General features: G+C 65.1%; 14 protein-coding genes and 1 pseudogene. 9 read left to right on the top strand and 6 right to left on the bottom strand.

Annotated features, from left to right (window positions below):
* Positions 1 to 24: 24 nt before the first annotated feature.
* Positions 25 to 297 carry a helix-turn-helix domain-containing protein gene (locus ON00_RS00335; protein ID WP_010402334.1) on the bottom strand — a complete coding sequence of 91 codons (273 nt, stop codon included), beginning with the start codon at positions 295 to 297 and terminating at the stop codon, positions 25 to 27.
* A gap of 322 nt (positions 298 to 619) precedes the next feature.
* On the opposite strand from ON00_RS00335, the gene ON00_RS00330 reads away from it, so the two are divergent.
* Positions 620 to 1,966 carry a GntP family permease gene (locus ON00_RS00330; RefSeq protein WP_010402331.1) on the top strand — a complete coding sequence of 449 codons (1,347 nt, stop codon included), beginning with the start codon at positions 620 to 622 and terminating at the stop codon, positions 1,964 to 1,966.
* A 36-nt stretch (positions 1,967 to 2,002) separates the two neighbouring features.
* Positions 2,003 to 2,680: a FadR/GntR family transcriptional regulator gene (locus ON00_RS00325; protein WP_010402330.1), complete on the top strand. Its 678-nt coding sequence runs from the start codon at positions 2,003 to 2,005 to the stop codon at positions 2,678 to 2,680.
* Here the strand turns inward: ON00_RS00325 and ON00_RS00320 are convergent.
* Positions 2,677 to 3,597: an alpha/beta hydrolase gene (locus ON00_RS00320; RefSeq protein ID WP_010402329.1), complete on the bottom strand. Its 921-nt coding sequence runs from the start codon at positions 3,595 to 3,597 to the stop codon at positions 2,677 to 2,679. The genes ON00_RS00325 and ON00_RS00320 overlap by 4 nt on opposite strands.
* On the bottom strand, positions 3,594 to 4,121 hold the full coding sequence (locus ON00_RS00315; protein WP_245535610.1) for a gluconokinase: 528 nt from the start codon (positions 4,119 to 4,121) through the stop codon (positions 3,594 to 3,596). Before ON00_RS00315 ends, ON00_RS00320 begins: the two co-directional genes overlap by 4 nt.
* Positions 4,122 to 4,366: 245 nt before the next feature.
* Here ON00_RS00315 and ON00_RS00310 point away from each other — a divergent pair, with 245 nt between their 5' ends.
* The 3 genes from ON00_RS00310 (at position 4,367) to ON00_RS00300 (ending at position 13,611) form a co-directional block, all read left to right on the top strand.
* Positions 4,367 to 7,405 carry a glycosyl hydrolase family 28-related protein gene (locus ON00_RS00310; protein WP_010402327.1) on the top strand — a complete coding sequence of 1,013 codons (3,039 nt, stop codon included), beginning with the start codon at positions 4,367 to 4,369 and terminating at the stop codon, positions 7,403 to 7,405.
* Positions 7,406 to 7,454: 49 nt separating this feature from the next.
* Entirely contained in the window at positions 7,455 to 10,481 is a 3,027-nt protein-coding gene (locus ON00_RS00305; protein ID WP_245535609.1) for a TonB-dependent receptor plug domain-containing protein, read from the top strand.
* A gap of 82 nt (positions 10,482 to 10,563) precedes the next feature.
* Positions 10,564 to 13,611, top strand: coding sequence for a glycosyl hydrolase family 28-related protein (locus ON00_RS00300; RefSeq protein WP_010402323.1), 3,048 nt, complete (start codon positions 10,564 to 10,566; stop codon positions 13,609 to 13,611).
* A gap of 90 nt (positions 13,612 to 13,701) precedes the next feature.
* Here ON00_RS00300 and ON00_RS00295 read toward each other — a convergent pair whose 3' ends face one another.
* Entirely contained in the window at positions 13,702 to 14,127 is a 426-nt protein-coding gene (locus tag ON00_RS00295) for a TetR family transcriptional regulator C-terminal domain-containing protein (RefSeq protein WP_245535608.1), read from the bottom strand.
* A gap of 12 nt (positions 14,128 to 14,139) precedes the next feature.
* A pseudogene (locus ON00_RS21115) lies at positions 14,140 to 14,310 on the bottom strand (TetR/AcrR family transcriptional regulator); the annotation flags it as partial.
* Between the two features lie 134 nt (positions 14,311 to 14,444).
* On the opposite strand from ON00_RS21115, the gene ON00_RS00290 reads away from it, so the two are divergent.
* The 4 genes from ON00_RS00290 (at position 14,445) to ON00_RS00275 (ending at position 21,788) form a co-directional block, all read left to right on the top strand.
* Complete coding sequence (locus ON00_RS00290; protein WP_029622298.1) at positions 14,445 to 15,599, top strand: efflux RND transporter periplasmic adaptor subunit; 1,155 nt, start codon at positions 14,445 to 14,447, stop codon at positions 15,597 to 15,599.
* Positions 15,600 to 15,604: 5 nt separating this feature from the next.
* A complete protein-coding gene (locus ON00_RS00285; RefSeq protein WP_010402317.1) occupies positions 15,605 to 18,808 on the top strand; it encodes an efflux RND transporter permease subunit in 3,204 nt (1,067 codons plus the stop codon).
* 2 nt (positions 18,809 to 18,810) lie between these two features.
* Entirely contained in the window at positions 18,811 to 20,244 is a 1,434-nt protein-coding gene (locus ON00_RS00280; RefSeq protein ID WP_010402316.1) for an efflux transporter outer membrane subunit, read from the top strand.
* Positions 20,245 to 20,396: 152 nt separating this feature from the next.
* A complete protein-coding gene (locus tag ON00_RS00275; protein WP_050810883.1) occupies positions 20,397 to 21,788 on the top strand; it encodes an MFS transporter in 1,392 nt (463 codons plus the stop codon).
* Here ON00_RS00275 and ON00_RS00270 read toward each other — a convergent pair.
* On the bottom strand, positions 21,785 to 24,079 hold the full coding sequence (locus tag ON00_RS00270; RefSeq protein WP_010402314.1) for a glycoside hydrolase family 3 N-terminal domain-containing protein: 2,295 nt from the start codon (positions 24,077 to 24,079) through the stop codon (positions 21,785 to 21,787). The two genes, ON00_RS00275 and ON00_RS00270, sit on opposite strands and share 4 nt — an antisense overlap.
* Between the last annotated feature and the right edge of the window lie 133 nt (positions 24,080 to 24,212).

Raw genomic sequence — 24,212 nt, 5'->3', positions numbered from 1 at the left:
TTCAGTGGCGCGCAGGCCGCGCTCTCAATGCGCCAGCGCGCTCTTGTTCCAGCCAAGCGCCTGCGCCGTCACCGCCAACTGCGTGCGGTTGTGGACCTTGAGTTTGCGCATCAGCGCGGTCATGTGGGCTTTGACGGTCGCCTCGGCTATGCCAAGGTCATAGGCAATCTGCTTGTTGAGCTGGCCGCAATAGACCCCGTCGAGGACCTTGCGCTGCGTCGGGGTCAGGCGAGCGAACGGAGCCGAGGCATCTCGGTCCAGCGTGACCTCGCTCACCGCTATGTGCTGCCTCGTCATCTCAGCCCTCTCCCCCCTTTACGCCGCAACGGGACATGCCACGTCCGACTGTCGGCTTCTGCCGATCGAACGAAACCCGATGCGAGTCTCGATGGCTTGATCCTATTCAAATTGGTTGGACAGATTCAAGCGCATATTACAATTTTTGCTGATTTGACGTGAATAATCTTGGAATATTGCGCATTGTTGTCGTACAGATACACCCACGCAGCCCGCATATTGCGAGAGACTGCGGCGGAGAAGGGGGTCCGATGGTCCATTCGCAATCGCTGGCGCATGGCCACACCGTGCCCGCCACCGCGTCGATCGCGGCCCACACGCGATGAGGCCCGAGGATTACCGCCTGATCGTGGCGGCCATGCTCGGCATCGGCTTGTCGATCGTCCTGATCGTTCGCGGGCGCTTGCATCCGTTTGTCGCGTTGCTGTCGGGCGCGTTCGTCGTCGGGATCATCGCCGGCCTGCCGATTGCCGATACCGCAAAGGCCATCCAGAAAGGCGCGGGAGATATTCTGGGCGGCACCGGGCTGGTGGTCGCGCTCGGGCTGGCGCTTGGCGCGATGCTGCAATTGTCGGATGCCGCCGCCGGCCTCGCCCGCACCGCGTTGCGATGGGCCGGCGTACGCGGCGCGCCTTGGGCGAGCGTGGCGACGGGCCTCCTCATTGGCTTGCCGCTGTTCTTCGAAACCGGGCTGGTGCTGCTGCTGCCGATCGTCGCGGCGGCGGCGGCGGCGCTCCCGGCGGGTGCAAACCAGGATTCGGCAAAGCTGCGGCTGATGCTGTCGGCGTTGGCCGGGCTGTCGGTGGTGCACGCGCTGGTGCCGCCGCATCCGGGCCCGTTGCTCGCGGTCGAGGCGCTCCATGCCGATTTGCTGCGCACGCTCGGTTATGGCTTGCTCATCGGCATCCCGACCGCAATCGTCGCCGGGCCGGTACTGGCGAAATTCACCGCACGCGGCGTGAAACTCGCACCACCCTTGCTCGCCCCGACGGTGCTGAACATGCCTGCCCCCGCGAACTGGCGTGCGCTGCTGGTCGTGCTGATGCCCGTGGTGCTGATCGCAGCGGGGCAAGCGGTCGCGTTGCTGCCGCCGCCGGTCGCCGCCCGCTTTGGCGTGCTCGCGGTGGCCAGCAATCCGGTGCTCGCCTTGCTGATCGCGTGCCTGGCGGCGCTGCCGCTGCTATTTGGTCGACGCATCGGCGATGCCAAGGTGCAGGAGGCGATCTGGACCGAGACGATGCAGCCGGCGGGCGCGATCCTGCTGGCGATTGGTGCGGGCGGCGCGCTGAAGCAAGTGCTCGTCACGGCTGGCTTGTCCGATTTGCTGGCGCGGGTCGCGACCGGCGGGCCGCTGTCACCGATCGTGCTGGCGTGGTTGGTCGCGGTCTGTATCCGCCTCGCCACCGGGTCGGCGACGGTCGCGACGATCACCACCGCCGGGATCATGCCCGCGTTCGTCGCCGCCTCGGGCGCGTCGCCCGAATGGATCGTGCTGGCGATCGGCGCGGGATCGCTATTCTTCAGCCATGTCAACGATCCCGGATTTTGGCTGGTGAAAAGCTATCTCGGCATCGATACGCCCGCGACGTTTCGCACCTGGTCGGTGATGGAGACCGTCGTCTCCGTGCTCGGACTGGCGTTGATCCTTATCGCCAGTCACCTATTCTGACGGCACGCGCCCGACGCGGTGACCAAGGAACGACCGATGAATGAAGGCCGCTTAGCCGACCGGGCCTATGCCGGGATCGTCGAGATCATCAATGGCGATGGGCTGGCGGTGGGTGATCGGCTGCCATCCGAGGCGCGCCTGGCAGAAATGTTCGGCATGTCGCGCACGATCGTGCGGGAAGCGCTCGTCCGTCTGGCCGCAGACGGCATTACCGAGGCGCGGCGCGGCGCGGGCTCGTTCGTCAAGGGCCGCCCATCGGACCGGCTGATCGCGTTTCTGCCGATGGACCATATGTCGGCGACCTTCGGCACCTATGAGGTGCGCTTCGTGCTCGAAGCCGAGGCGGCGCGGCTGGCGGCCACGCGCCGCTCGAGCGCGGAAATGGCGGCGATCGAGGCGGCGTTGCACGCGCTCCGCACCGCTTTGCTGTCGAGTGCACCGGCGCATGACGAGGATATGGCGTTGCACCGGCAAATCGTGCTGGCGACCGCCAACCCCGCCTTCCTGGTCGCGTTTGATGCGCTGTTCGGCGATGTCGACCGGATCATGCGCGCCGGTGTCGACATCTCGCGATCGCGCCCGCCCGAGGTGATCGGCGCGATGCTAAGGGAACATGAAATGCTGGTCGACGCGATCCGGGTGCAAGACGGCGACGGCGCGGCGCTGGCGATGCGCTGGCATTTGTCTGAAGGCCGCAAGCGGCTGCTGCCCTAATTGCGCAACAATTCGGTCGTGCTGCTGGGCGTCGCGCGCTTGCCGCCGCCGGGCACAAGCCAGCCGCCATCGCTCAACCAGTCGGCGAGCCGGTCGGGCCAATGCTGCAGCGAAACGCGTTCGGCATGGGCCGCGACGTTGAAGCCATGGTCGGTATCGGCAAACAGGTGCAGTTCCGCCGAGACATGCGCGGCGCGCAGTTGCTGGTAGAGCGTGAGCGTGGGCTCGGCGCAACAGGCGTCCAGCGTCCCGGCGGCCAGGAACGCTGGCGGCGCTCCTGCAACCGCGCGCGCGGGCACGCCGAGCGGACCCGGATAGATGAAAATCTGGAAGTCAGGCCGCGCATCGACTTGGTCGATCGCATCGCCCAAAGGCTCGGCCGGTGCCGGGTTGTCGGCGACAAGCGACACAAGTTCGCCGCCTGCCGAAAATCCCATCAGACCGATGCGACGGGGATCGACGCCATAGTCGGCGGCATGCGCTCGCACGAAGCGCACCGCCCGCCGTGCATCGGCCGCCGCGTCGCGCTCGATGCGATAGTTTGAGCCCGTTTCCCGGGCGAGACGATATTTGAGGACGAACACCGTGACGCCAAAGCGGTTGAGCGCACGGGCGGGCATCACCCCTTCATTGGCCCACACCAGCATGCGGTGGCCACCGCCGGGCGCGATAATGATCGCCGCGCCATTGGCGTGCGCCGGGTCGGCGCGCAACAACGTGAGCGAGGGGCGATGTACGCTGCGGACATAGGTGTTTTCGACGATCTCGGGCGTGTCGCGCAGCGGATCGACGCCCGGGGGACCATCCGGCCAAAGCGGAAGCTCGATCGGTGCGACAACAGGCACAAGCGCCGGGGTCTGCGCCATAACGGCGCCAGCCAGCAGGCATAGCACGGCAAGCCCGACACACCCTTTCATCGTTTCTGCTCCTCCGCAGGGGGCCCACCACTGTCCAACCACGCAATCGCTTCCGCACAGAGCCGATCGGGCGAGGCGGCGGCGTCGAGCGTGGTCGCCGCCTCGTCCGGGGCAACCCGCTCCAGCGTGCAGAGCTGGCTCGCCAGCAGGCTGCTCGGCATATAGTGCCCAGCGCGATTGGCGAGCCGTTGGCGGAGTTCCTCCGGGCTGCCGTCCAGCAGGATGAACCGCGTCGGCGCGGCGATCGCCGCCACCAGCCGGTCGCGATAGCTCCGCCGCAGCGCCGAACAGGCCGCCACCACCAGCCCGTTGACGCGCACCTCGGCATCGATCGCGGCTCCCAAACGGTCGAGCCACGGCCAGCGGTCGGCGTCGTTCAGCGGCTGGCCACTGCGCATCTTGGCCACCGCCGCCGCGTCGTGAAAGGAGTCTCCCTCAAGGAACGTCGCACCCAGCGCGGATGCGAGCAGGGCACCGAGCGTGGACTTGCCACTGCCGCTGACGCCCATCACGATTACCGCCATCGGCGCGACCACGCTGTGACTGACTGCCCGTTGCAAAATGCTGTCCCCAAAACCGGACTGGGCCCCGACGCGCCGCGTCGGCCCCGGGCCTTTCATAAGCCCTGATACTGCAGGGCGCATCGGCCTGGGAACTACGACCATCGTCGCGGATGGCACGCGCATGATGGTCGCTTATGCACAGCATCGGCCAGACGCGCAGGCGTCGGTTGGGGGAGAGGCAAAGCACCGTGAAAAGACGAGCAGCCATGCTGGCGACGACTGCGGTGGCGCTGCTGGCCCCGGTCGCGACGTGCGCGGCCCCGGCCCGGTCGGTGCTTGCAACGGCCCCAAATGAGCCGCGCGCGGTAACGGTTAGCGGCGCGAAGGACGGACGTTTCGATGCGACCGCAGCGATCCAGCGCGCGATCGACGCGGCGCGCATCACCGACGGCAATGGCATCGTCTTCCTGCCCTCCGGCCGTTATCGGCTGTCGCACAGCATCCTGGTGCCGCCCGGCGTACGGATCCTGGGTGTGGGCCCCACCCGCCCGGTGCTGGTGCTGGCCGATGCGACACCGGGCTTTCAAAGCGGCGTCGTGACGATGGTGGTGTTCACCGGCGGCGACCAATATGCCGTCGGCAAGGTTGCCGTGCCCGTGCCGACCGTGGTGCCGCCCAGTGGCAAGGGTGGCGACGACGTGCGCGACGCCAATTCGGCGACCTTCTATTCGGCGATGAGCAATATCGACGTCGAGATCGGCGCCGGCAATCCGGCCGCAACGGCGGTGCGCTTCCGCGTCGCGCAACACGCCTTTCTCAGCCATATGGACTTTCGCCTGGGCTCGGCTTTGGCCGGCGTCTATCAGGCGGGCAACGTGATGGAAGACGTCCACTTCCATGGCGGGCGCTATGGCATCCTCACCGAAAAGACCTCGCCCGCCTGGCAGTTCACGCTGATCGATTCGAGCTTCGACCATCAGCGCGACGCCGCGATCCGCGAGCATGAAGTCGACCTCACGCTCGTAAACGTCGCTATCCGCGACACGCCGGTGGGGGTCGATATCGACCCCGGCTATAGCGACTCGCTGTGGGGTAAGAATGTGCGGTTCGAGCGCGTGTCGCGCGCCGGGGTGATCATCAGCCGCGAGGGCAGCGTCTTTACCCAGATCGGCTTCGACAATGCCGTCGCGACCGACACGCCGGTGTTTGCGCGGTTTCGCGAGAGCGGCAAGACCGTCGCGTCGCCAACGCGCGCATATCGCGTGGCGCGCTTTTCGCACGGCCTCGCGGTGCCGATGCTCGGCGCGACCGGCCAGATCGCAACCGACGTGCAGATGACGCCGCTCGCCGCCCTGCCCCCGCCGCGCCCGAACGCCATCCGCGCGCTGCCCGCCGTGGCGGAGTGGCACAACGTCCGCGATCTCGGCGCGCGCGGCGATGCCACGACCGACGACACCGCCGCGCTGCAGCGTGCGATCGATACGCAGCGCGTGCTCTATTTCCCGGTCGGTTTCTACCGCGTCACCAATACGCTCAAGCTGCGGCCCGATACGGTGCTGCTGGGCCTGCACCCGGCGCTGACCCAGCTCGTCCTGCCCGACAATAACCCCGCTCATGCAGGCGTCGGCGGCGTGGTGCCGATCCTCGAAAGCTCCAAGGGCGGCAGCAACATCCTGTCGGGCCTCGGCCTGTTCACCGGCCGCATCAATCCGCGCGCCTCGGCGTTGCTATGGAAAGCGGGTGCGGATTCGCTGGTCGACGACGTCAAGATCATGGGCGGCGGCGGGACCCCGACCGCGGACCGCCTGCCGCTCGGCGCGCGCAACGCGCATAGCGGCGATCCGGTCGCCGACAATCGCTGGGACGCGCAATATCCGAGCATCTGGGTGACCGATGGCGGGGGCGGCACCTTTGCCGACGTGTGGACGCCCAACACCTTCGCCCAGGCTGGTTTCACCGTGTCTGACACCAAGACGCCGGGGCATGTCTATCAGCTTTCGGCCGAGCATCATGTCCGCAACGAGATCGTGCTCGATGGGGTCGAAAATTGGGAATTTCTCGCACCGCAGACCGAACAGGAAGTCGGCGAGGGAATGGATGCGACCTCGCTCGATATCCGCAACTCGCGCAACCTGCTGTTCGCCAATTATCACAGCTACCGGGTAACGCGGACCTTCCACCCGGCAGTGTCGGCGGTGAAGCTGACCAATGCGTCGGACATTCGCTTCCGCAACGTCCATATCAACGCCGAGAGCGGCTTTGCCACTTGCCAGGCCGACGGCTGCGGCACCTATTTGCGGGTCAGCAAATTCCCGTTCGAAAATGCGATACAGGACAGGACGCAGCACCTTGAGGTGCGCGAGCGCGAGTTCGCCACCCTCGACATTCCCGCCAAGCCGGTGCTGGCGGAGGCCCCCGCTCCGGTGCCGGGGGCCGGGCCGGTACGCAAACTCGAAAGCGGCTTCTTCTCGATCTCGGGTGCGGCAGTCGATGCTGCGGGCGCGCTCTATTTCGTCGAGCATCGCTTCCAGCGAATCTATCGCTGGAGCACGGCGGCGGGGCTCGAGATTGTCCGCGACGCTGCGCTCGATCCGGTCAACCTGGCGATCGAGCGTTCGGGCAAGGTGCTGGTGCTATCCTCGCTCGGTGCGGAAGGCAGTGTCTATGCCTTCGACCCTGCTGCGTCGAAAACCGACGTCACGGTCATCACGGCAACACCGGTCGCCGCGCACCGCGATGCGGAGACGCTGCTCCCCGGCAATTGGTGGAACAATGGCGAATTCCGCGATCACTATGACGCCAGGACCGACCATTTCACCACGCTCGGGGAAATGTTCGCGCGCGACGCCGGGACGCCGAAACCCCGCGAATATGTCTCGCCCGACGGCAGCCTCGTGCTCCCCGCCTTTCGCGTGTGGCAACAGGGCACACCCGACCATGTCGGCTGGCGCTTCTCCGACACGCTCGACGCCTATAGCCTGATCCACGGGCGCGTTGGCACCCGCATCTATGCCAGCAACGAATCCGAGGGCCGCACGTACAGCGCACGTGTCGGCGCGGGCGGAACGCTTTCCGAGCTCAAGCCTTTTGCCGAGCGCGCCGGCGAAAGCGTCGCGGTCGACGGCCAGGGTCGCGTGTTCATCGCGAACGGGCAAATCTTCGCCTACGCGCCCGATGGCAGCGAGATCGGCCGGATCGACGTGCCCGAACGCCCCCTCCAGTTGATCTTCGGGGGCACCGATCACGCGACGCTCTTCATTCTTACGCATCACGCGCTTTACGCCGTCGCCATGGGCGGCGGATGACCCAGATCAGAACGACAACAAAAAACAGGTGAGGATCCCCATGACCAACATGATCACAGACCGTACTCCCGGTTCCAGCAGCAGGCGCACCGCGCTCCTGACCGCCAGCTTCGCGTCGCTAATGGCAATCGCGATCGCGGCACCGGCCCAGGCGCAAACCACGCCTGCAGCCCCGCCGCCCCCGGCAACGCTACCGGCCGACACCGCCGATAATACCGCGCAGGACATTGTCGTCACCGGCTCGCGCATCACCACCGGCGGCTTCACCGCGCCGACCCCGACCCAGACGATCGGCGCGGTCGATATCGCGCGCAACGCCGAACCCAACGTCTTCACGACGATCGCGCAATTGCCCTCGCTGCAGGGGTCGACTGGCGTCACCACCGGCACAAACAGCACGTCGAGCGGACAGCAGGGCTTGAGCTCCTTCTCCCTGCGCGGGCTCGGCACGATCCGGACGCTGACGCTGCTCGACGGCCAGCGCGTCGTCGGCGCGAACGTGACGGGCGTGCCCGATATCAGCCTGTTCCCGCAATTGCTGATCAAGCGCGTCGATGTGGTGACGGGCGGCGCATCGGCTTCTTATGGTTCGGATGCGGTCGGCGGCGTCGTCAACTTCATCACCGAGAAGCACTTTGTCGGGTTCAAGGCGAACGTCCAGGGCGGCATCACCACTTACGGCGACAACAAACAGTATCTGTTCCAGGCGGCGGCCGGAAAGTCGTTCTTCAACGATCGCCTGCATGTCGAAGTCAGTGGGGAATATGACCATGAAGATGGCGTTCCGGCCGGCGGCTTTGGCGAGCAGCTCGCCAACGGACGCAGCTGGTACCGTACCTCGACCTTCATCAACCGCAACGTGACCAATGACGGATCGCCGCAATATCTCGTGCGCGACCATGCGCAGGCTTATCAATATACCAAATATGGGCTGATCACGGGCGGGCCGTTGCAGGGCACGGCGTTCGACGTGAACGGCGTTCCGTTCCAGTTCCAATATGGCTCGAACGGCGTTCCGTCCAAGGCCCTACCGGGCACGCCACAGTTCGGGCTCGTCTCGGGCTGCTACCCGCAAGGCGGCTTCTGTTTGGGCGGCGACCTGTCGGGCAATGTCGGCATTGGCACCACGCTGCAATCGCGGCTGGATCGTTACAATGGCTATGGCCGCATCGGCTTCGACCTCGACGCGAACAACGAGATCTATGCGACCGTCAACGTCGCGCAGGTCGACACGATGAACCAGCCCAACCCCGGCGCGACCAAATCGAGCCTGACGCTGCAATGCTCAAACCCGTTCGTCCCCGCCTCGATCCAGGCGGCTTGCGCGACCGCGGGCATCACCAGCTTCCAGTTCGGCAGCAGCAATGGCGAGTTGCCCGCGAACATCACGGTCTATCCGACGCGCAAGCAATATCGCTTCGTCGGCGGCGCGACGGGCAAGGTGCCGGTGTTCGGCACGACGTGGCATTACGACTTCTCGTATGAGCATGGCGAGAACATCACCGACATCCACGTCAAGAACATCACGCTGACCCCGCGCTATAATGCGGCGATCCAGGCGATCAGCTTGAACGGCCAGATCGTCTGCGCCGACCCGGTCGCGCGCGCCAATGGCTGCGTGCCGATCAACATCATCGGCGGCACACCGCCGAGCGCGGCGGCGCTCGCTTATATCGAACCCACCAACGGCCCGTTCCAGCACACCCGCCAGACGCAGGATGCGCTCGCCTTCAGCTTCAGCGGCTCACCGCTTAGCCTGTGGGCAGGGCCGGTGTCGTTTGCTGCGGGTGCCGAATATCGCAATGAATTCTACCATGTCGTGGGCGATCCGTACGGCAACGGCGTTTCGGCCGAGACACCCTATACCAGCACCTATCCCGCTGATCCGGTGCTCAATACCGCGGGTAACAACTGGTACGCCGGCAATTATCACGCCGGTCGCGGCAGCTATCACGTCGCTGAAGGTTTCCTCGAACTCAACCTGCCCTTCCTCAAATCGGATGCGCTGGGCAGCGCGAACCTGAACGTCGCCGGACGCGTCACCAATTACAGCACGTCGGGCACGATCTATACCTGGAAGGTCGGCGGCACCTGGGACACGCCGATCGACGGCGTGCGGTTGCGCGCAGTCACCTCGCGCGACGTGCGTGCGCCAAACCTGTCGGAACTGTTCGCAGCCCCGATCACCACGACCGTGCCGAACTTCAGCAACCCCAATCCCAACCGCGCACCGGGCGACCCGGCTACGTTGACCATCCTGCAAAACGCGATCGGCAACACCGCGCTCAAGCCCGAAATCGCGCGTAACACGACGGCTGGCATCGTGCTGTCGCGCCCGCACTGGCTGCCCGGCTTCAGCGCGTCGTTCGATTATTACCGCATCAAGATCAACGGCGTGATCTCGACGCTCAATTCGCAGCAGGAAGTCAATCTGTGCTACCTCAATAACATCACAACGCTGTGTGGCGCGTTCAACCTCACGCCACCGGCGGGGACCGCGCCCTATGTCAATCTGCAGGCGTTCAACCTCGCGTCGATCTTCACCGACGGGTTCGACATTGAGGCGAGCTATCAATTCGACGTCGCCAAGATCGGCCTGCCGGGCCGCGTCGTGCTGCGCGGGCTCGCCACCAATGTGAAGAACTTCATCACCGATCCGGGCGTTCCCGGCACGATCCCGACACAGGGCGCGGGCGTGAACGCTGGCAACACCCCATCGTGGAAATTGCTCACGACCGAAAGCTGGACCACCGATCGGTTCAGCCTCAGCGTGCAGCAGCGTTGGTTCAGCGATGGTGTGTACAGCAACGAATATGTCGTTTGCAGCAGCGGCTGCCCGGTCTCGACCACACAGCACCCGACGATCGACAACAACACGATGCCCGGCGCTTTCTATCTCGACGTGGGCGGATCGTTCAACATCACCAAGAAATTGAACGCTTATTTCAAGATCGACAATCTGCTCGATCATGATCCGGCACCGTCGCCGCAGACCAATACCGGCATCGACGTCAATCAGGCGCTTTACGATACGCTCGGGCGTTTGTTCCGGGTTGGCGTACGCTACAATTTCTAGCACCACGGTCCCCTGCCCCGACCCGGTGGGTCGGGCTCCTCGTCCCGGCCGGTGGCCGGGACGTTTCTTTTGAGGATATGAGATGCCCGGCTGGCCGCTTCCGTTTCGCGTAACGCTTCTCGCCACGCTGATGGCAAGCGCAATGCCCGTTGCCGCCTCCCCCTCTTATTACGCCACCGCTCCCGACGATCCCCGCGCCATCACCGTCGCTGGGACGCGCGACGGGCACGCCGACGACACCACCGCCCTGCAAAGCGCGATCGACGCCGCCGCAGCGAAGGGCGGCGGTGGTATCGTGTTTGTCCCCTCGGGCCGCTATCGCATCAGCCGCACGCTGTTTGTATGGCCCGGCGTGCGCGTGTTTGGCGTCGGCAAGACCCGGCCCATCCTGGTGCTCGGCGATGCGACCCCCGGCTTTCAGCAGGGTCTCGCCACCATGGTGATGTTCGCCGGGGCCAAGCCCGGAGCCACCGATACTGCCAAGGCCTATCGCACCCCGTTTCCGCCACCGGGCAGCGTGCCGTTCAATCCCGATATCGCCGATGCCAATCCCGGCACCTTCTACCCTGCGCTATCGAACATCGATTTCGCGATCGGCAAGGACAACGCCGCCGCCACCGCAATCCGCTTTCACGCCGCACAGCATGCCTATCTGGCGCATATCGACTTCGACATCGGCTCGGGCCTCGCCGGGCTCTATCACGTCGCCAATCAGGCGCAGGATCTCCATTTTCACGGCGGGCGCTATGGCATCCTCACCGAGAAACCGTCCCCGGCGTGGCAATTTACCCTGCTCGATTCCTCTTTCGATGGACAGCGCGAGTCCGCGATCCGCGAACATGAGGCGAGCCTCACCCTGGTCAATGTCGCCTTTCGCAACGTGCCAACCGCGATCGACATCGATCGCGGTTATGGCGACTGGCTGTGGGGCAAGGATGTCCGCTTCGAGAACGTCCGTAATGCCGCCGTCGTGATCAGCAACGAGAACGACGTCTATACGCAGATCGGCTTTCAGAACGCCGTGGCCAGCGCCACGCCGACCTTCGCGCGCTTTCGCGACAGCGGCCGGACGGTGGCCGGGGCGGGCCGCGCCTATCGCGTGACATCGTTCGGCTATGGTCTGATGGTCCCCGCCTTGGGTCAGACCGGCAGCTATCGCACCGTGATGGACGCCGCACCAATCCCCCGGCTGCCCGCCCCGCCCCCGCGCGCGATCCGGCCGCTCCCTCCCACCACGTCCTGGGCCAATGTCCAGCAGCAGGGCGCGCGCGGGGATGACAAGACCGATGACACCGCCGCCATCCAGCGCGCGATCGACACGCACCGTACCGTCTATTTTCCTGCGGGCCGCTACCACGTCACCGACACGCTGCGGCTGAGGCCGGACAGCGTGCTCGTCGCCTTGCACCCGAGCCTGACGCAACTCATCCTGCCCGACGGGACGCCCCCCTTCCAAGGGGTGGGCTCGGCCAAGGCGCTGATCGAGAGTGCACGCGGTGGGGACGCGATCGTCTCGGGTCTTGGGCTTTTCACCGGCGGGATCAATCCGCGCGCAACCGCGCTGCTCTGGCACGCTGGCGCGCAATCTTTGGTCGAAGACGTCAAGTTCCAGGGCGGCCACGGCACCGATCTGGCCGATGGCAGTCGCTTTGACCCGTATAACGCCAACCATACCGGCGACCCCGACCCGGCCAAACGCTGGGACGCCCAATATCCGAGCCTATGGGTGCGTGGCGGCGGCGGCACCTTCGCCAATCTCTGGAGCCCCAATACCTATGCGCAAGCTGGGATGTTGGTCTCCGACAGCGACACGCCGGGCCATGTCTATCAGATGTCGAGCGAGCACCATGTCCGCGCGGAATTTGTGCTCGATCATGTCGCCCATTGGGAATTTCTGGCTCCGCAGACCGAGGAGGAAGCGGGCGAGAGCCAGGATGCGGTCTCGTTCGACATTCGCCACAGCCACGACATTCTGATCGCCAATTACCACGCCTATCGCGTGACGCGCTCGCTCAAGCCCGCGCCGACCGTCGTGCGGCTGACCGACACGCGCGACCTTCATTTCCGCAATATCCACGTCAATGCCGAAAGTGGCTTTGGCACATGCGACGAGAATGGCTGCGCGACCTATTTGCGCGCGAGCAAATTCCCCTATGAGAACGCCATTCAGGATGTCACGCACGGTCTCGAAGTCCGCGAGCGGGAATTTGCCGCGCTCGATGTGGCGGTGGCTGCGGCTGCACCAGCGGCAAACGGCACTTTCGCGAATGCCAAGGTCGAGAAACTGGCGAGCGGCTTCTATGCCGCCGCCGGAGCGGCCATCGCCGCTGACGGAACGCTGTATTTCGTCGATCATCACCAGCAGCGCATCTATGCCTGGTCGCGCGCCGAGGGCCTGCGCGTGGTCAGCGACGCACCGCTGGATCCGGTCAATCTCGCGGTCGACCGCTCGGGCAGCCTGCTGGTGCTGTCTTCGGAAGGCCGGAACGGCACGGTCTATAGTCTCACGCCCAACGGCGACGCGGACGTTCGCGTGATCCCGTCGACGCCCGCCGTCGATCATCCGGGCGCAAGAACCGTGCTGCCGGTCGATTATTGGGTGAATGGCGAATTCAAGGACCAGCTCGACACCAGGACCTATACCTATCCAACGCTGGCCGACATGTTCGACCGCGACATGCGCCTGCCCAAGGCGCGGGAATATGTGTCGCCCGACGGCAGCCTTGTCCTGCCCGCCTATCGAACGTTCCAGCAGGGGCCTTCGAACTTTCTCGGCTGGCGGTTCTCCGACGCGCTTGACAGTTATGGGTTCACCACCGCCGAAATTGGCGGATCGGTGTTCGTCACCAACGCTTCGGAAAACAAGACCTATCGCGCGCGCCTGGCGGCGCATGGCGCACTGACCGACCTCGCCCCCTTCGCCAATCGCGGCGGAGAAAGCGTGGTGAGTGATGCGCAAGGCCGCGTGTACATCGCCAACGGGCAAGTCTTCGTTTTCGCAGCAGACGGTGCCGAGATCGGCCGGATTGATATCCCCGAGCGCCCGCTCCAACTGCTTGTTGACAACCGCGCGCGCAAAACGCTCTTCGTGGTGACGCATCACGCCATTTACAGCGTCGCCATTCCCTGAGGTAGAGGACGCTTTGGCGGGCAGACCTAGCCGGCAGTGGACCGCAAAGGATCCTCTCAAACCCAAAGCACCGCGCTCAGCGCGTCGGCTTCACCGGGGATCCTGCATAATTTTGGCCAATTCGCTGTCGATCAGCTGCCCGATATAGCGGGAAAGCTCCGCATGATGGACGTCGGGATCGGAAATTCTGCGAAACAGCACGCCGTGGCCGATGGCGAGGATGAAATCCGCCAACTCGCTGCGCCGCGCCGCCCGCTCCTCGCCCGGTGCCAAAGCACCGAGAGCGCTCAAAATATTGTCGCGGACAAGCGCGTCGATCCCGCGCAGGATGTCGCCGACACGGTCGTTGCGCGTTGCTTCGGCAAACATTTCCGCGAACAGCGCGTATGAGCCCGGATCGTTCGGATCCTCTTCGAGGAACCGGGCAATCCACGCACGGACCAAAGCGAAATCACGCGCCTCGACCGCCGCGCGCAGCGCCGGCTCATCCAAAAACTCGACGACATCGGCACGCACCAGCTCGGCGACAATATCCTCCTTGCTGGCAAAATCGCGATAGAGCTGTCCAACCTTCACCCCCGAATCGGCGGCAATGCGCGCCACGCCAGAGGCGTGGAAGCCATATTGAATGAACAGCTGGCGCGCCGCAGACAAGATTCGCGCACGCCGATCTTCCGCGCGAGAATCCCGCTTTTTCATCAATTTATCGGCGGATTTTTGGGGGGTGGGCATAATCCTCCTATGATTAGGCTTGTCATTTCAAATCCGCAAAGCTACCGGCTCGGCAGAAATGTGAGTGATCGATCGCTCACACTTATACATTGGAAGAAAGCGTGCGCAAACCCTGCTCCGTCGCGGTCCTCACCGTAGCTCTTCTGGCCGGCTGCTCAAGCGGCCAGCCCCAGGCACCAGCCGCTGGCCCGCCCCAAGTCGGCTTTGTCACGGTGGAGCCGCAGTCGGTGACGCTGAGCACCGAACTCGCCGGGCGCACTGCCGCCTATGAGACGTCGGACGTCCGCCCGCAGGTCAACGGGCTGATCACCGCGCGCTTGTTTACCGAGGGCGACGAAGTCCGCGCGGGCCAGCCGCTCTATCGGATCGATGCGCAGCCTTATCAGGCAAGCGTCGCAAGTGCGCGCGCGGCGCTGGCAAAGGCGCGCGCGGCGATCGCCTCGAACGACGCGCTGGCGCGCCGTTATGGCGAGCTGGTCAAGATCAACGCGATTGCCAAGCAGGATTACGACAATGCCGTCACCAGCGCGCAGCAGGCACGCGCCGATGTCGCCGCGCAGGAAGCCGCGCTCCGCACCGCCGAAATCGACCTTGCGCGAACGACGGTAAAAGCCCCGATCGCAGGCCGCATCGGCCGCTCGGCGGTCACCACCGGCGGCCTCGTCACCGCGTCGCAGGCCACCGCGCTCAGCACGATCCAGCGGCTCGACCCGATCTATGTCGACATCACGCAATCGAGCGCCGATCAACTCCGGCTGCGCCAGAAATTGCTGGCGGGCAGCCTTACGCGCGGTACCGCGCGGCTGCGGCTGAAGCTTGAGGACGGCACGACCTATCCGGTCGAGGGCGTCGTAAAATTCGCCGATGTCACGGTCGATCCGGCCACGGGCAGCCAGACGATCCGTGCCGAATTCGCCAATCCCAACCGGCTGCTGCTCCCGGGCATGTATGTCACGGCGCAGTTCGTCGAAGGCACGCAAGCGAATGCGCTGCTTGTCCCGCAGCGCGCCGTCTCCCGCGATGAAAAGGGCAATGCCGTGGTGATGGTGGTCGGTGCGGGGGACAAGATCCAGCCGCGCATGCTGACTGCCCCGCGCACCATCGGCGAGAACTGGCTGGTCACCGCCGGGCTTGCGCGCGGCGATCGGGTGATCGTCGAGGGCGCGCAAAACCTGCAGCCAGGAACGCCCGTCAAGCCGGTCCGCTGGACTCCAAAAGCGGCGGCAAACGCTCCCGCTGCTGGCAAGGGACAGTAACCCTCATGTCGCGTTTCTTTATCGATCGGCCCATCTTCGCGTGGGTCATCGCGATCATTTTGATGGTCGCTGGCCTGATCGGCATCCGTAGCTTGCCGATCGCGCAATTTCCCTCGATCGCGCCACCGTCGGTCAGCATCAGCGCCACCTATCCCGGTGCCGACGCGCAGACGCTCGAAAATACGACGACCCAGATCATCGAACAGCAGATGAAGGGGATCGATCACCTTCGCTATTTTTCGTCCTCGTCGAGTTCGGCCGGAACGGTCCAGATCACGCTGACGTTCGAGCAAGGCACCGACCCCGACATCGCGCAGGTGCAGGTGCAGAACAAGCTGCAGGCCGCGACCCCGCTTCTGCCGCAGGAGGTCCAGCAGCAAGGCATTCAGGTCGCCAAGGCAACCTCCAACTTTCTGCTCATTCTCGGCATCTATTCGGAGGGCGGTCGCCATAGTGCGTCCGATCTTGCCGATATCCTTGCCTCACGCGTTCAGGATCCGCTCAGCCGCGTCAACGGCGTCGGGGATACGCAATTGTTCGGCGCACAATATGCGATGCGCGTCTGGATCGATCCGCTCAAGCTCAACGGCTATCAGCTGACCGTCGCCGACGTCACCGCCGCCTTGCAGGCCCAGAACGCACAGGTTTCCGCCGGGCAATTGGGTGCCCAGCCCGCCCCCGCCAGCCAGATGCTCAACGCAACGGTGTCGATCCAGTCGCGCTTGCAGACGCCGGAGCAGTTCGGTGCCATTCGCCTGAAAACCGATTCGGCAGGCGCGGTGGTGCGCTTGCGCGATGTCGCACGGGTCGAACTCGGCGCGGCTGATTATGGCTTCAACACGCGGTACAATGGCGAGCCGGCCTCGGGCATCGGGATCAAGCTCGCTCCGGGTGCGAACGCGCTGGCGACCGTGACTGCGATCAAGGCCCGCGTCGCGGAGCTGTCCAAGACCTTCCCATCCGATGTGAAGGTTATCTATCCTTACGACTCCACGCCGTTCGTCCGCCTGTCGATCGAACAGGTCATCCATACGCTGATCGAGGCGGTCGTCCTCGTCTTCTTCGTGATGTTCCTGTTCCTGCAAAACTGGCGCGCAACGCTGATCCCGACGATCGCGGTGCCGGTGGTTTTGCTGGGCACCTTCGGGGTGCTCGCGGTTGCGGGCTATTCGATCAACACGCTGACGCTCTTCGGCATGGTGCTCGCGATCGGTTTGCTGGTCGACGACGCGATCGTCGTGGTCGAGAATGTCGAGCGGCTCATTACCACCGAGCATTTGTCGCCGAAGGAAGCCGCGCGCAAATCGATGGACGAAATCAGCAGCGCGCTGGTCGGCATCGCGCTGGTCCTGTCCGCCGTGTTCCTGCCAATGGCATTCTTTGGCGGATCGACCGGGGTGATTTACCGCCAGTTTTCGATCACCATCGTGTCCGCCATGGTCCTGTCGGTCCTGGTCGCGTTGATCCTGACCCCCGCTTTGTGCGCGACGATCCTCAAGCCGCACGATCCGACCAAATTGGATGGAAACGGGCTCCTCTCGCGCTTTTTCCGCTGGTTCAACACGACGTTCGACCGTGGCGCTGCCCGCTATGAAAGCGGCACCCGGAGCACAGCACGCCGGTGGGGCCGGTCGCTGATCGTTTTCGGCTTGATCGCGGTCGGGATGTGTCTGTTGTTCGTGCGCTTGCCAACCGGCTTCCTTCCCGACGAGGATCAAGGCTCGGTGATCGCGCTGGTGCAAGGCCCGTCGGGCGCAACCACAGCGCGCACCAACGATGCGCTGGAGCAAGTCCGCGACTATTTCCTCACCAAGGAAAAAGCGGATGTCGAGGGCGTCTTCACCATCAGCGGCTTCAGCTTTGCCGGACAGGGGCAGAATGCCGGTCTCGCCTTCGTCAAATTGAAGGATTGGGACGCGCGTTCCGGTGCCGCCAACAAGGCGCAGGCGATCGCCGGGCGCGCGATGGGTGCATTCTCGCAATTCCACGACGCGATGATTTTTGCGATCGTCCCGCCCGCCGTGCAGGAACTGGGCAATGCGACCGGGTTCGATCTGCAACTGGTCGACCAGGTCGGCATGGGACATGAGAAGCTCGTGCAAATGCGCAACATGCTGCTCGGCATGGCGATGCAGGACAAGCGGCTGGCACAGGTGCGACCGATGTCTCTGGAGGATGCGCCGCAGCTCAAGATCAATGTCGATCAGGACAAGGCGCGTGCGCTCGGGCTGGATCTCTCGCAGGTCAATTCCACGATCTCGACCGCCTGGGGCAGCGCCTATGTCAACGATTTCATCGATCGCGGGCGCGTCAAACGGGTGTTTGTCCAGGCCGACGCCCCCTTCCGCCTCAAGCCCGAGGATCTCGACAAATATTACATCCGTGGCGGCAATGGCGATATGGTGCCCTATAGCGCCTTCACCACGCTGTCCTGGACCCAGGCACCCGTGCAGTTGACCCGGTATAACGGCCAGCCCGCTATGGAATTGCAAGGCGGCTCGGCCCCCGGGCTCAGCACCGGTGCCGCACTGGCGGCGATGCAGGAGCTTCATGCCAAGCTGCCGCCGGGTACGTCGCTCGAGTGGACCGGCTTGTCCTATGAGGAAAAGCTGTCGGGCGGTCAGGCACCGGCGCTCTATGGCTTGTCGCTGCTGATCGTGTTCCTCTGCCTTGCCGCGCTGTACGAAAGCTGGTCGGTGCCGATCTCGGTGCTGCTGGTCGTGCCGCTGGGCGTGGTCGGCGCGTTGCTGGCGGCGATGCTGACCGGGCTCAACAACGACATCTATCTGCAGGTCGGCTTGATCACCACGATCGGCGTGTCGGCAAAGAATGCGATCCTGATCGTTGAATTCGCCGAAGAACGGATGCGCGAGGGGATGACGGCGTTCGATGCGGCCATTGCGGCAGCGAAGATGCGGTTGCGTCCGATCCTGATGACCAGCCTCGCTTTCATCTTCGGGGTGATGCCGCTCGCCGTCTCGACCGGTGCCGGTGCTGGTGGGCAGAACGCCATCGGTCGTGCGGTGGTCGGCGGTATGTTGAGCGCCACCGTCCTCGGTATCTTCTTCATCCCGATGTTCTTTGTGGTGGTCCGCAGCCTGTTTGCCCGAGGCAAAGCGGGCTCGCGTGACGATCAACACGGCATTGCAGGGGAGGCCGCACCCACGCCCACCGATCCATCCGCCCCCACCGCGCCGCAAGGAGCCTGAACATGACCCGCACGATCCGCACCGCAGCCGCGCTGTTGGCCAGTGTCGCGCTCGCCGGATGCAATCTTGCGCCGGGCTATGTCCGGCCGCAGGGTGCGGTGCCCGCCGCCTTGCCGAGCGGAGCGCCCTATCCTGCCGCGCCAAGCGATGCCGCCGATATCTCCAAGATCGGCTGGCAGACCTTCTTTACCGACGCCAAGCTGCGCGACGTCATCGCGCTTGGCCTTGCCAACAACCGCGACTTGCGGCTTGCGGCGGCAAATGTCCTGCAAGCCCGGGCCCAATATCGGGTACAGCGCGCGGACCAATTGCCTACGGTCAACCTCGGGGCGTCGGCGACGATTTCCAACGGTACCGCCGCAGCGGCCTCGGCCGGTGGATCGGGCTCGAGTGCGGCCTCCAATTCAACCGTTGAAGTCTATTCGGGCAGTGTCGGCGTTTCGTCGTTCGAGCTCGATCTCTGGGGTCGTTTGCGCAATCTGAGCGAAAACGCATTGCAAAGCTATTTCGCGACCGAAGAGGCGCAGCGCGCCACGCGGATCAGCCTGATTTCCGAAATCGCATCGGCCTATCTGACGCTCGCGTCGGACCAGGATCTGCTCGCCGTCGCACAGGAAACGCTGGCGAGCTACGACCAGTCGCTGCAACTCACGCGTGCACAGTTCCGCATCGGCACCCAGTCCGAACTGGCCGCACGCCAGGCCGAGACCAATTACGAATCCGCCGCCAACGACATCGCCACGCTGCAGGCGCAAATCGCGCAGGATCGCAACGCGCTCGACCTGCTGGTCGGCACGCCCACGCCCGAGGCGCTGTTGCCGCACGGCCTGGGGGATACCGACCGCACGTTGAACACGCTGCCGGGCGACCTCCAATCCTCGGTGTTGCTGCGCCGTCCCGACGTGTTGCAGGCCGAGCATCAACTGATTGCGCAAAACGCCAATATCGGCGCAGCGCGGGCGGCGATGTTCCCGACGATTTCACTGACCACCAGCTTCGGCACGGTAAGTTCAGCGCTCAGCGGGCTGTTCGGGGCGAACAGCCAGAGCTGGTCGGTCGCACCCGGCGCAACCTTGCCGATCTTTGATTTCGGCCGGCGCAAGGGCAATCTCGATCTGGCCCGAGCACAGCAGCAAGGCGCGGTCGCCACCTACGAAAAGACGCTGCAAACCGCATTCCGCGAGGTTGCCGATGCGCTGGCCACGCGCGGGACGATCGACGCCCAGATCGGGGCCCGGACGCGGCGCGCAACCGCTGCGGACGTGTCGGCACGGCTGTCGGAGGCGCGCTATCGCGCCGGGGTCGATTCCTTCCTGACCTCGCTCGACGCGCAGCGCACGGCGTACAGCGCCCGGCGCGACCTGGTCACGACCCGGCTTGCGCGCGCCACCAACCTCGTCACCTTGTACCGCGTTCTGGGCGGAGGCTTGAGCTGAACCGGACGCCGCCCAATTACGGCTAGGAGTGTAGGCACCTAGCCGTCCTCGCGGGTAATGCGAGGGAGACCCCTTGACCAATGCGCAGACCGCATCCAGTCCCGTTTGATCTTAACGGGCCAAGCGTACGCATCGGCCACAGCGGAACGTCCATGGCTCCCTCGATACGCCGCGCAGTCCGCCTTGCACCGCCCCCACGCACCCGCCCGGGCGTGGCGCAGTTCACGCTGTTCGGCGCAGGCGATTTTGCGTGCAATCTGTATTGGCAGAGCGTCACGCTCTATCTGCTGTTCTTTTACACCGACGTCCTGCTGCTCCCCACAGCACTCGCCGGGACGCTCTACATGGCCGGTGCGCTGTGGGACGGCATTGCCGATCTGCTGGTAGGCATCGCCGCCCAGCGCAGGCCGAGCCACTACCGGCATTTCATTGCGATCGGCGCGATCCCGCTCGGCGGTGCCTTCATCCTGCTGTACAGCACGCCGCCCCTCGCGGGCGTGGGGTTGGCGCTGGCGATCGGCACCACGCAGATCCTGTTCCGGACGCTGTATGCGCTGGTCAATGTGCCTTACGCCGCCTGGAGTGCGCGCTTCAGCCCGGACAGCCGCGACCGCACCACCCTCGCAGGCGTGCGCATGCTCTTCGGCACCGCCGCCGCGCTGGTCGTGACGATGGGAACCCCGTGGATCGCCGCCCGCCTGTCCGGGGTGCCAACCAGCGCGTCGGGCTATGTCGGCGCGGCAGCGGTCTATGCAATGGTTGGCACCGCGTTGCTGCTGGCTTTGGCCTTTGGCGCGCGCGGGGCACGGGCCGAAGATACCGCACTCGCCGCCGTGCCGATGCTGCTATGTCTGCGCCTGCTGTTCGGCAACCGCGCCTTTGTCACGCTCAATCTCGCCGCGATGGCCGCCGGGTTGGCGGCGGCCTTGCTGACCCAATCGGTACTTTATTACTTCAAACATGTCGTCGGTACGCCCACCCAAGGTCCCCAGGCATTGGCGCTGATGGCCGTGGCGGGGACAATCGCGGTGCCGCTATGGATGCTGGCGACCCGCTGGCTTGGGTTGCGCGCGGTCTGGCTGATGGCGGCGGCGGCGGCGCTCGTCTGTCTTGGGCTGTTTGCCGTGGCCAATCCCCGCAATGGCGGGGAAGCCGAGATTTTGCTGCTTCTGGCGATGCTCCAGGGCAGTTTTACCGGCTTTAACCTCGTCTTCTGGGCGATGTTGCCCAATACGGTCGAATATGGCGAGGTCCGTCACGGTACGCGGGTCGAGGCGCTTGCCTTTGGCGTGGCCGCGTTGTTGCAGAAGATCGGGCTGGCGGCGGCGGCGGGGGTGCTGGGCCTGTTCTATCACCATATCGGCTATGCCGCAGGCACCCCCCAGCCCCCCGCCGCCCTCGCTGGCATTCGCAACCTCATGCTCTATGCCTGTTCCGCCGGAGTGGCGATGTCGGCGCTGGTCATGCTGTTCAATCCACTCAAGCGCGGCGTCCATGCCGCGCTGGTGCAGGAACTGGGCATGACCGCGCCGCGCGCAGACTAAGCCCCGATTAGTTCGAACGTGCCGCCCACGCCCTCCGCCTCGGCCGAGGGCGCGACCCAGACGCGAAAGCGCCCCGGCTCCACCGTCGGCGTCAGTGCGACGCCAAGGAAGGTCAGATCGGTGCGCTGCAGGGTAAACGTCACCTCCTGCTGCGCGCCGGGAGCCAGCCGGATTTTGCGGAAGGCCTTCAGCACGCGCACCGGTTGGGTGATGCTTGCCGCAATATCCTGGACATATAGCTGGACGACCTCCTCGGCAACGTGATCACCGCTGTTGGTGATGGTGGCCGCGACCGATAGTGTGCCATCCCATGCCAGGCGGCCATCGCCCACGTTCAAAGCGCTATATCCGATCCGGCCATAGGTCAGCCCGTGACCGAATGCGAACCGCGCGCCATTGGGAGCCTCCCGATAATGCGCCTTATATTCAAGCGGCGCGCCCGGTGGATTGGGGCGGCCGGTGCTCTTATGCGCATAATAATAGGGCTCCTGCCCGGTCGCGAAGGGAAAGCTGACCGGCAGCCGCGCCGATGGCCCTTCCACCCCGAACAGAATGTCGGCGATGGCCGGTCCCGACTGCGATCCCAGGAACCACGTCACCAGGATCGCCGGCGCATCGAGCACCGCGCCCGACAGCGCCAACGCGCGCCCATTGCGCAAGGCGACCACCACCGGCTTGCCTGTCGCCGCGACGGCTGCGGCCAGGGCCAATTGCGGCGCAGGAATGACGATATCGTCGCGCGACTGCGCTTCGCCCGACATGCGCTGCCCCTCCCCGATTGCGAGAACGACGATATCGGCCGCGGTCGCGGCAGCCACCGCCGCCGCAATCCCGCCCGGCAGCGCTTCTTCAATCCCCGATCCCGCCGTCGCTGTAACCAGCGACGGATCGGCTACGGCCGCGCGCACGCCGGTCACCAGATCGACCGATTCAGCATCCGAGCCATAGACATTCCAAGGGCCGATCAAATCCTGCTGCCCCTGGGCGAACGGGCCGATCAGCGCGATCCGCTTGCCACTGCGCGGCAGCGGCAACAGCTCGCCGTCATTCTTGAGCAATACGATCGAGCGCCGCGCCGATTCGCGCGCCACCGCCAGATTGGCCTTGGTGCGCACGCGCGTTTTCTCGCGTTTGGGATCAATCCGGCGGAACGGATCGTCGAACAGCCCGAGCGCCAGTTTGACGCGCAGCACGCGCCGTACCGCCTGATCCAGCCGGGCCATCGGCACCGCGCCACTGGCCACCAGATCGGGCAGATGATCGCGATAGAAACCGCTCTGCATGCTCATGTCGACGCCCGCCAGAAAGGCCAGCCGCGTCGCCTCGCGCGCGTCCGCAGCATAGCCGTGCGCGATCAATTCCTCGTCCCCGGTATAATCCGAGACAACCAGCCCGCCAAAACCCCATTCCTTGCGCAGCACCTGGTCGAGCAGCCAGGGGTTGGCTGTGGCGGGAATGCCGGACAAGTCGTTGAACGCCGCCATCGTCGTCAGCGCGCCCGCATCGAACGCCGCCTGGAAGGGCGGGAAATAGACGCTGCGCAGCGTGCGTTCGGAAATATCGACCGAATTATAGTCGAGCCCGCCTTCCGCCGCGCCATAAGCGACGAAGTGCTTGGCGCAGGCGAGCACGGCATCATCGGCGGCAAGCCCGCGCGTGCCCTGAAAGCCGCGCACCCGCGCCGCCGCCATCATCCGGCCGAGCAAGACGTCTTCGCCCGCCCCCTCCACGCCGCGCCCCCAGCGCTGGTCGCGGGAAATGTCGACCATCGGCGCGAAGGTCCAGTCGATCCCCGCAGCCGCCGCTTCGATCGCTGCCACACGCGCGGTCCGCTCGGCCAAATCAGGTTCGAAACTGCCCGCTTCCGCCAACGGCACGGGGAACACCGTGCGGAAACCGTGGATGACGTCGGCGGCGAACAGAAGCGGAATTTTCAACCGCGCCTCCTTCATCGCCACCGTCTGCATCCGGCGCGCCATTTCGGCCCCATTCCCGTTGAACACGCCGGTCAACCGTCCATTGCGCACGTCGGCGAGTTGCGACTCGAAGGTCGCGCCCGCCGTGATGGGATTGAGCGCGTTGGCCGCGCCCCCCGCCCAGGCGGCCGCCATCAGCGTGAGCTGCCCGGCTTTCTCCGCCACCGTCATTTTCGCAAGCAGCGACTCGAGCATTGGTGAGCTCGCAACGCCATCAGCGGCGGCCATCAGTGCCCGCGCCGGGCTTGCGAGCCAGGCGGTCACGGCACCCGCCCCCAACAACGCCGCCCGGCGCGAAATTCCCGTAAATTCCATCAGTCACACTCCCCGCGATCTCGCGCTCGCCTATGCCATCCTGTGCCGGAAGGCACGGTCTTGAACACTGCTTTTGATTGATGTAACCGGTTACATCAAGCAGCGAGATCGGCAGAGCGGATTTGCTCAACCG

The sequence above is a fragment of the Sphingomonas echinoides ATCC 14820 genome, assembly GCF_000241465.1.
Taxonomy (GTDB): Bacteria; Pseudomonadota; Alphaproteobacteria; order Sphingomonadales; family Sphingomonadaceae; genus Sphingomonas; species Sphingomonas echinoides.
This window is presented reverse-complemented; position numbering and strand designations above follow the sequence as displayed.

What these genes read in the sequence shown, in the direction of transcription:
- ON00_RS00335 (WP_010402334.1), bottom strand. Translation starts at nt 297, where the DNA reads ATGACGAGGCAGCACATAGCGGTGAGCGAGGTCACGCTGGACCGAGAT.
- ON00_RS00330 (WP_010402331.1), top strand. Translation starts at nt 620, where the DNA reads ATGAGGCCCGAGGATTACCGCCTGATCGTGGCGGCCATGCTCGGCATC.
- ON00_RS00325 (WP_010402330.1), top strand. Translation starts at nt 2,003, where the DNA reads ATGAATGAAGGCCGCTTAGCCGACCGGGCCTATGCCGGGATCGTCGAG.
- ON00_RS00320 (WP_010402329.1), bottom strand. Translation starts at nt 3,597, where the DNA reads ATGAAAGGGTGTGTCGGGCTTGCCGTGCTATGCCTGCTGGCTGGCGCC.
- ON00_RS00315 (WP_245535610.1), bottom strand. Translation starts at nt 4,121, where the DNA reads ATGGCGGTAATCGTGATGGGCGTCAGCGGCAGTGGCAAGTCCACGCTC.
- ON00_RS00310 (WP_010402327.1), top strand. Translation starts at nt 4,367, where the DNA reads ATGCTGGCGACGACTGCGGTGGCGCTGCTGGCCCCGGTCGCGACGTGC.
- ON00_RS00305 (WP_245535609.1), top strand. Translation starts at nt 7,455, where the DNA reads ATGATCACAGACCGTACTCCCGGTTCCAGCAGCAGGCGCACCGCGCTC.
- ON00_RS00300 (WP_010402323.1), top strand. Translation starts at nt 10,564, where the DNA reads ATGCCCGGCTGGCCGCTTCCGTTTCGCGTAACGCTTCTCGCCACGCTG.
- ON00_RS00285 (WP_010402317.1), top strand. Translation starts at nt 15,605, where the DNA reads ATGTCGCGTTTCTTTATCGATCGGCCCATCTTCGCGTGGGTCATCGCG.
- ON00_RS00280 (WP_010402316.1), top strand. Translation starts at nt 18,811, where the DNA reads ATGACCCGCACGATCCGCACCGCAGCCGCGCTGTTGGCCAGTGTCGCG.
- ON00_RS00275 (WP_050810883.1), top strand. Translation starts at nt 20,397, where the DNA reads ATGGCTCCCTCGATACGCCGCGCAGTCCGCCTTGCACCGCCCCCACGC.
- ON00_RS00270 (WP_010402314.1), bottom strand. Translation starts at nt 24,079, where the DNA reads ATGGAATTTACGGGAATTTCGCGCCGGGCGGCGTTGTTGGGGGCGGGT.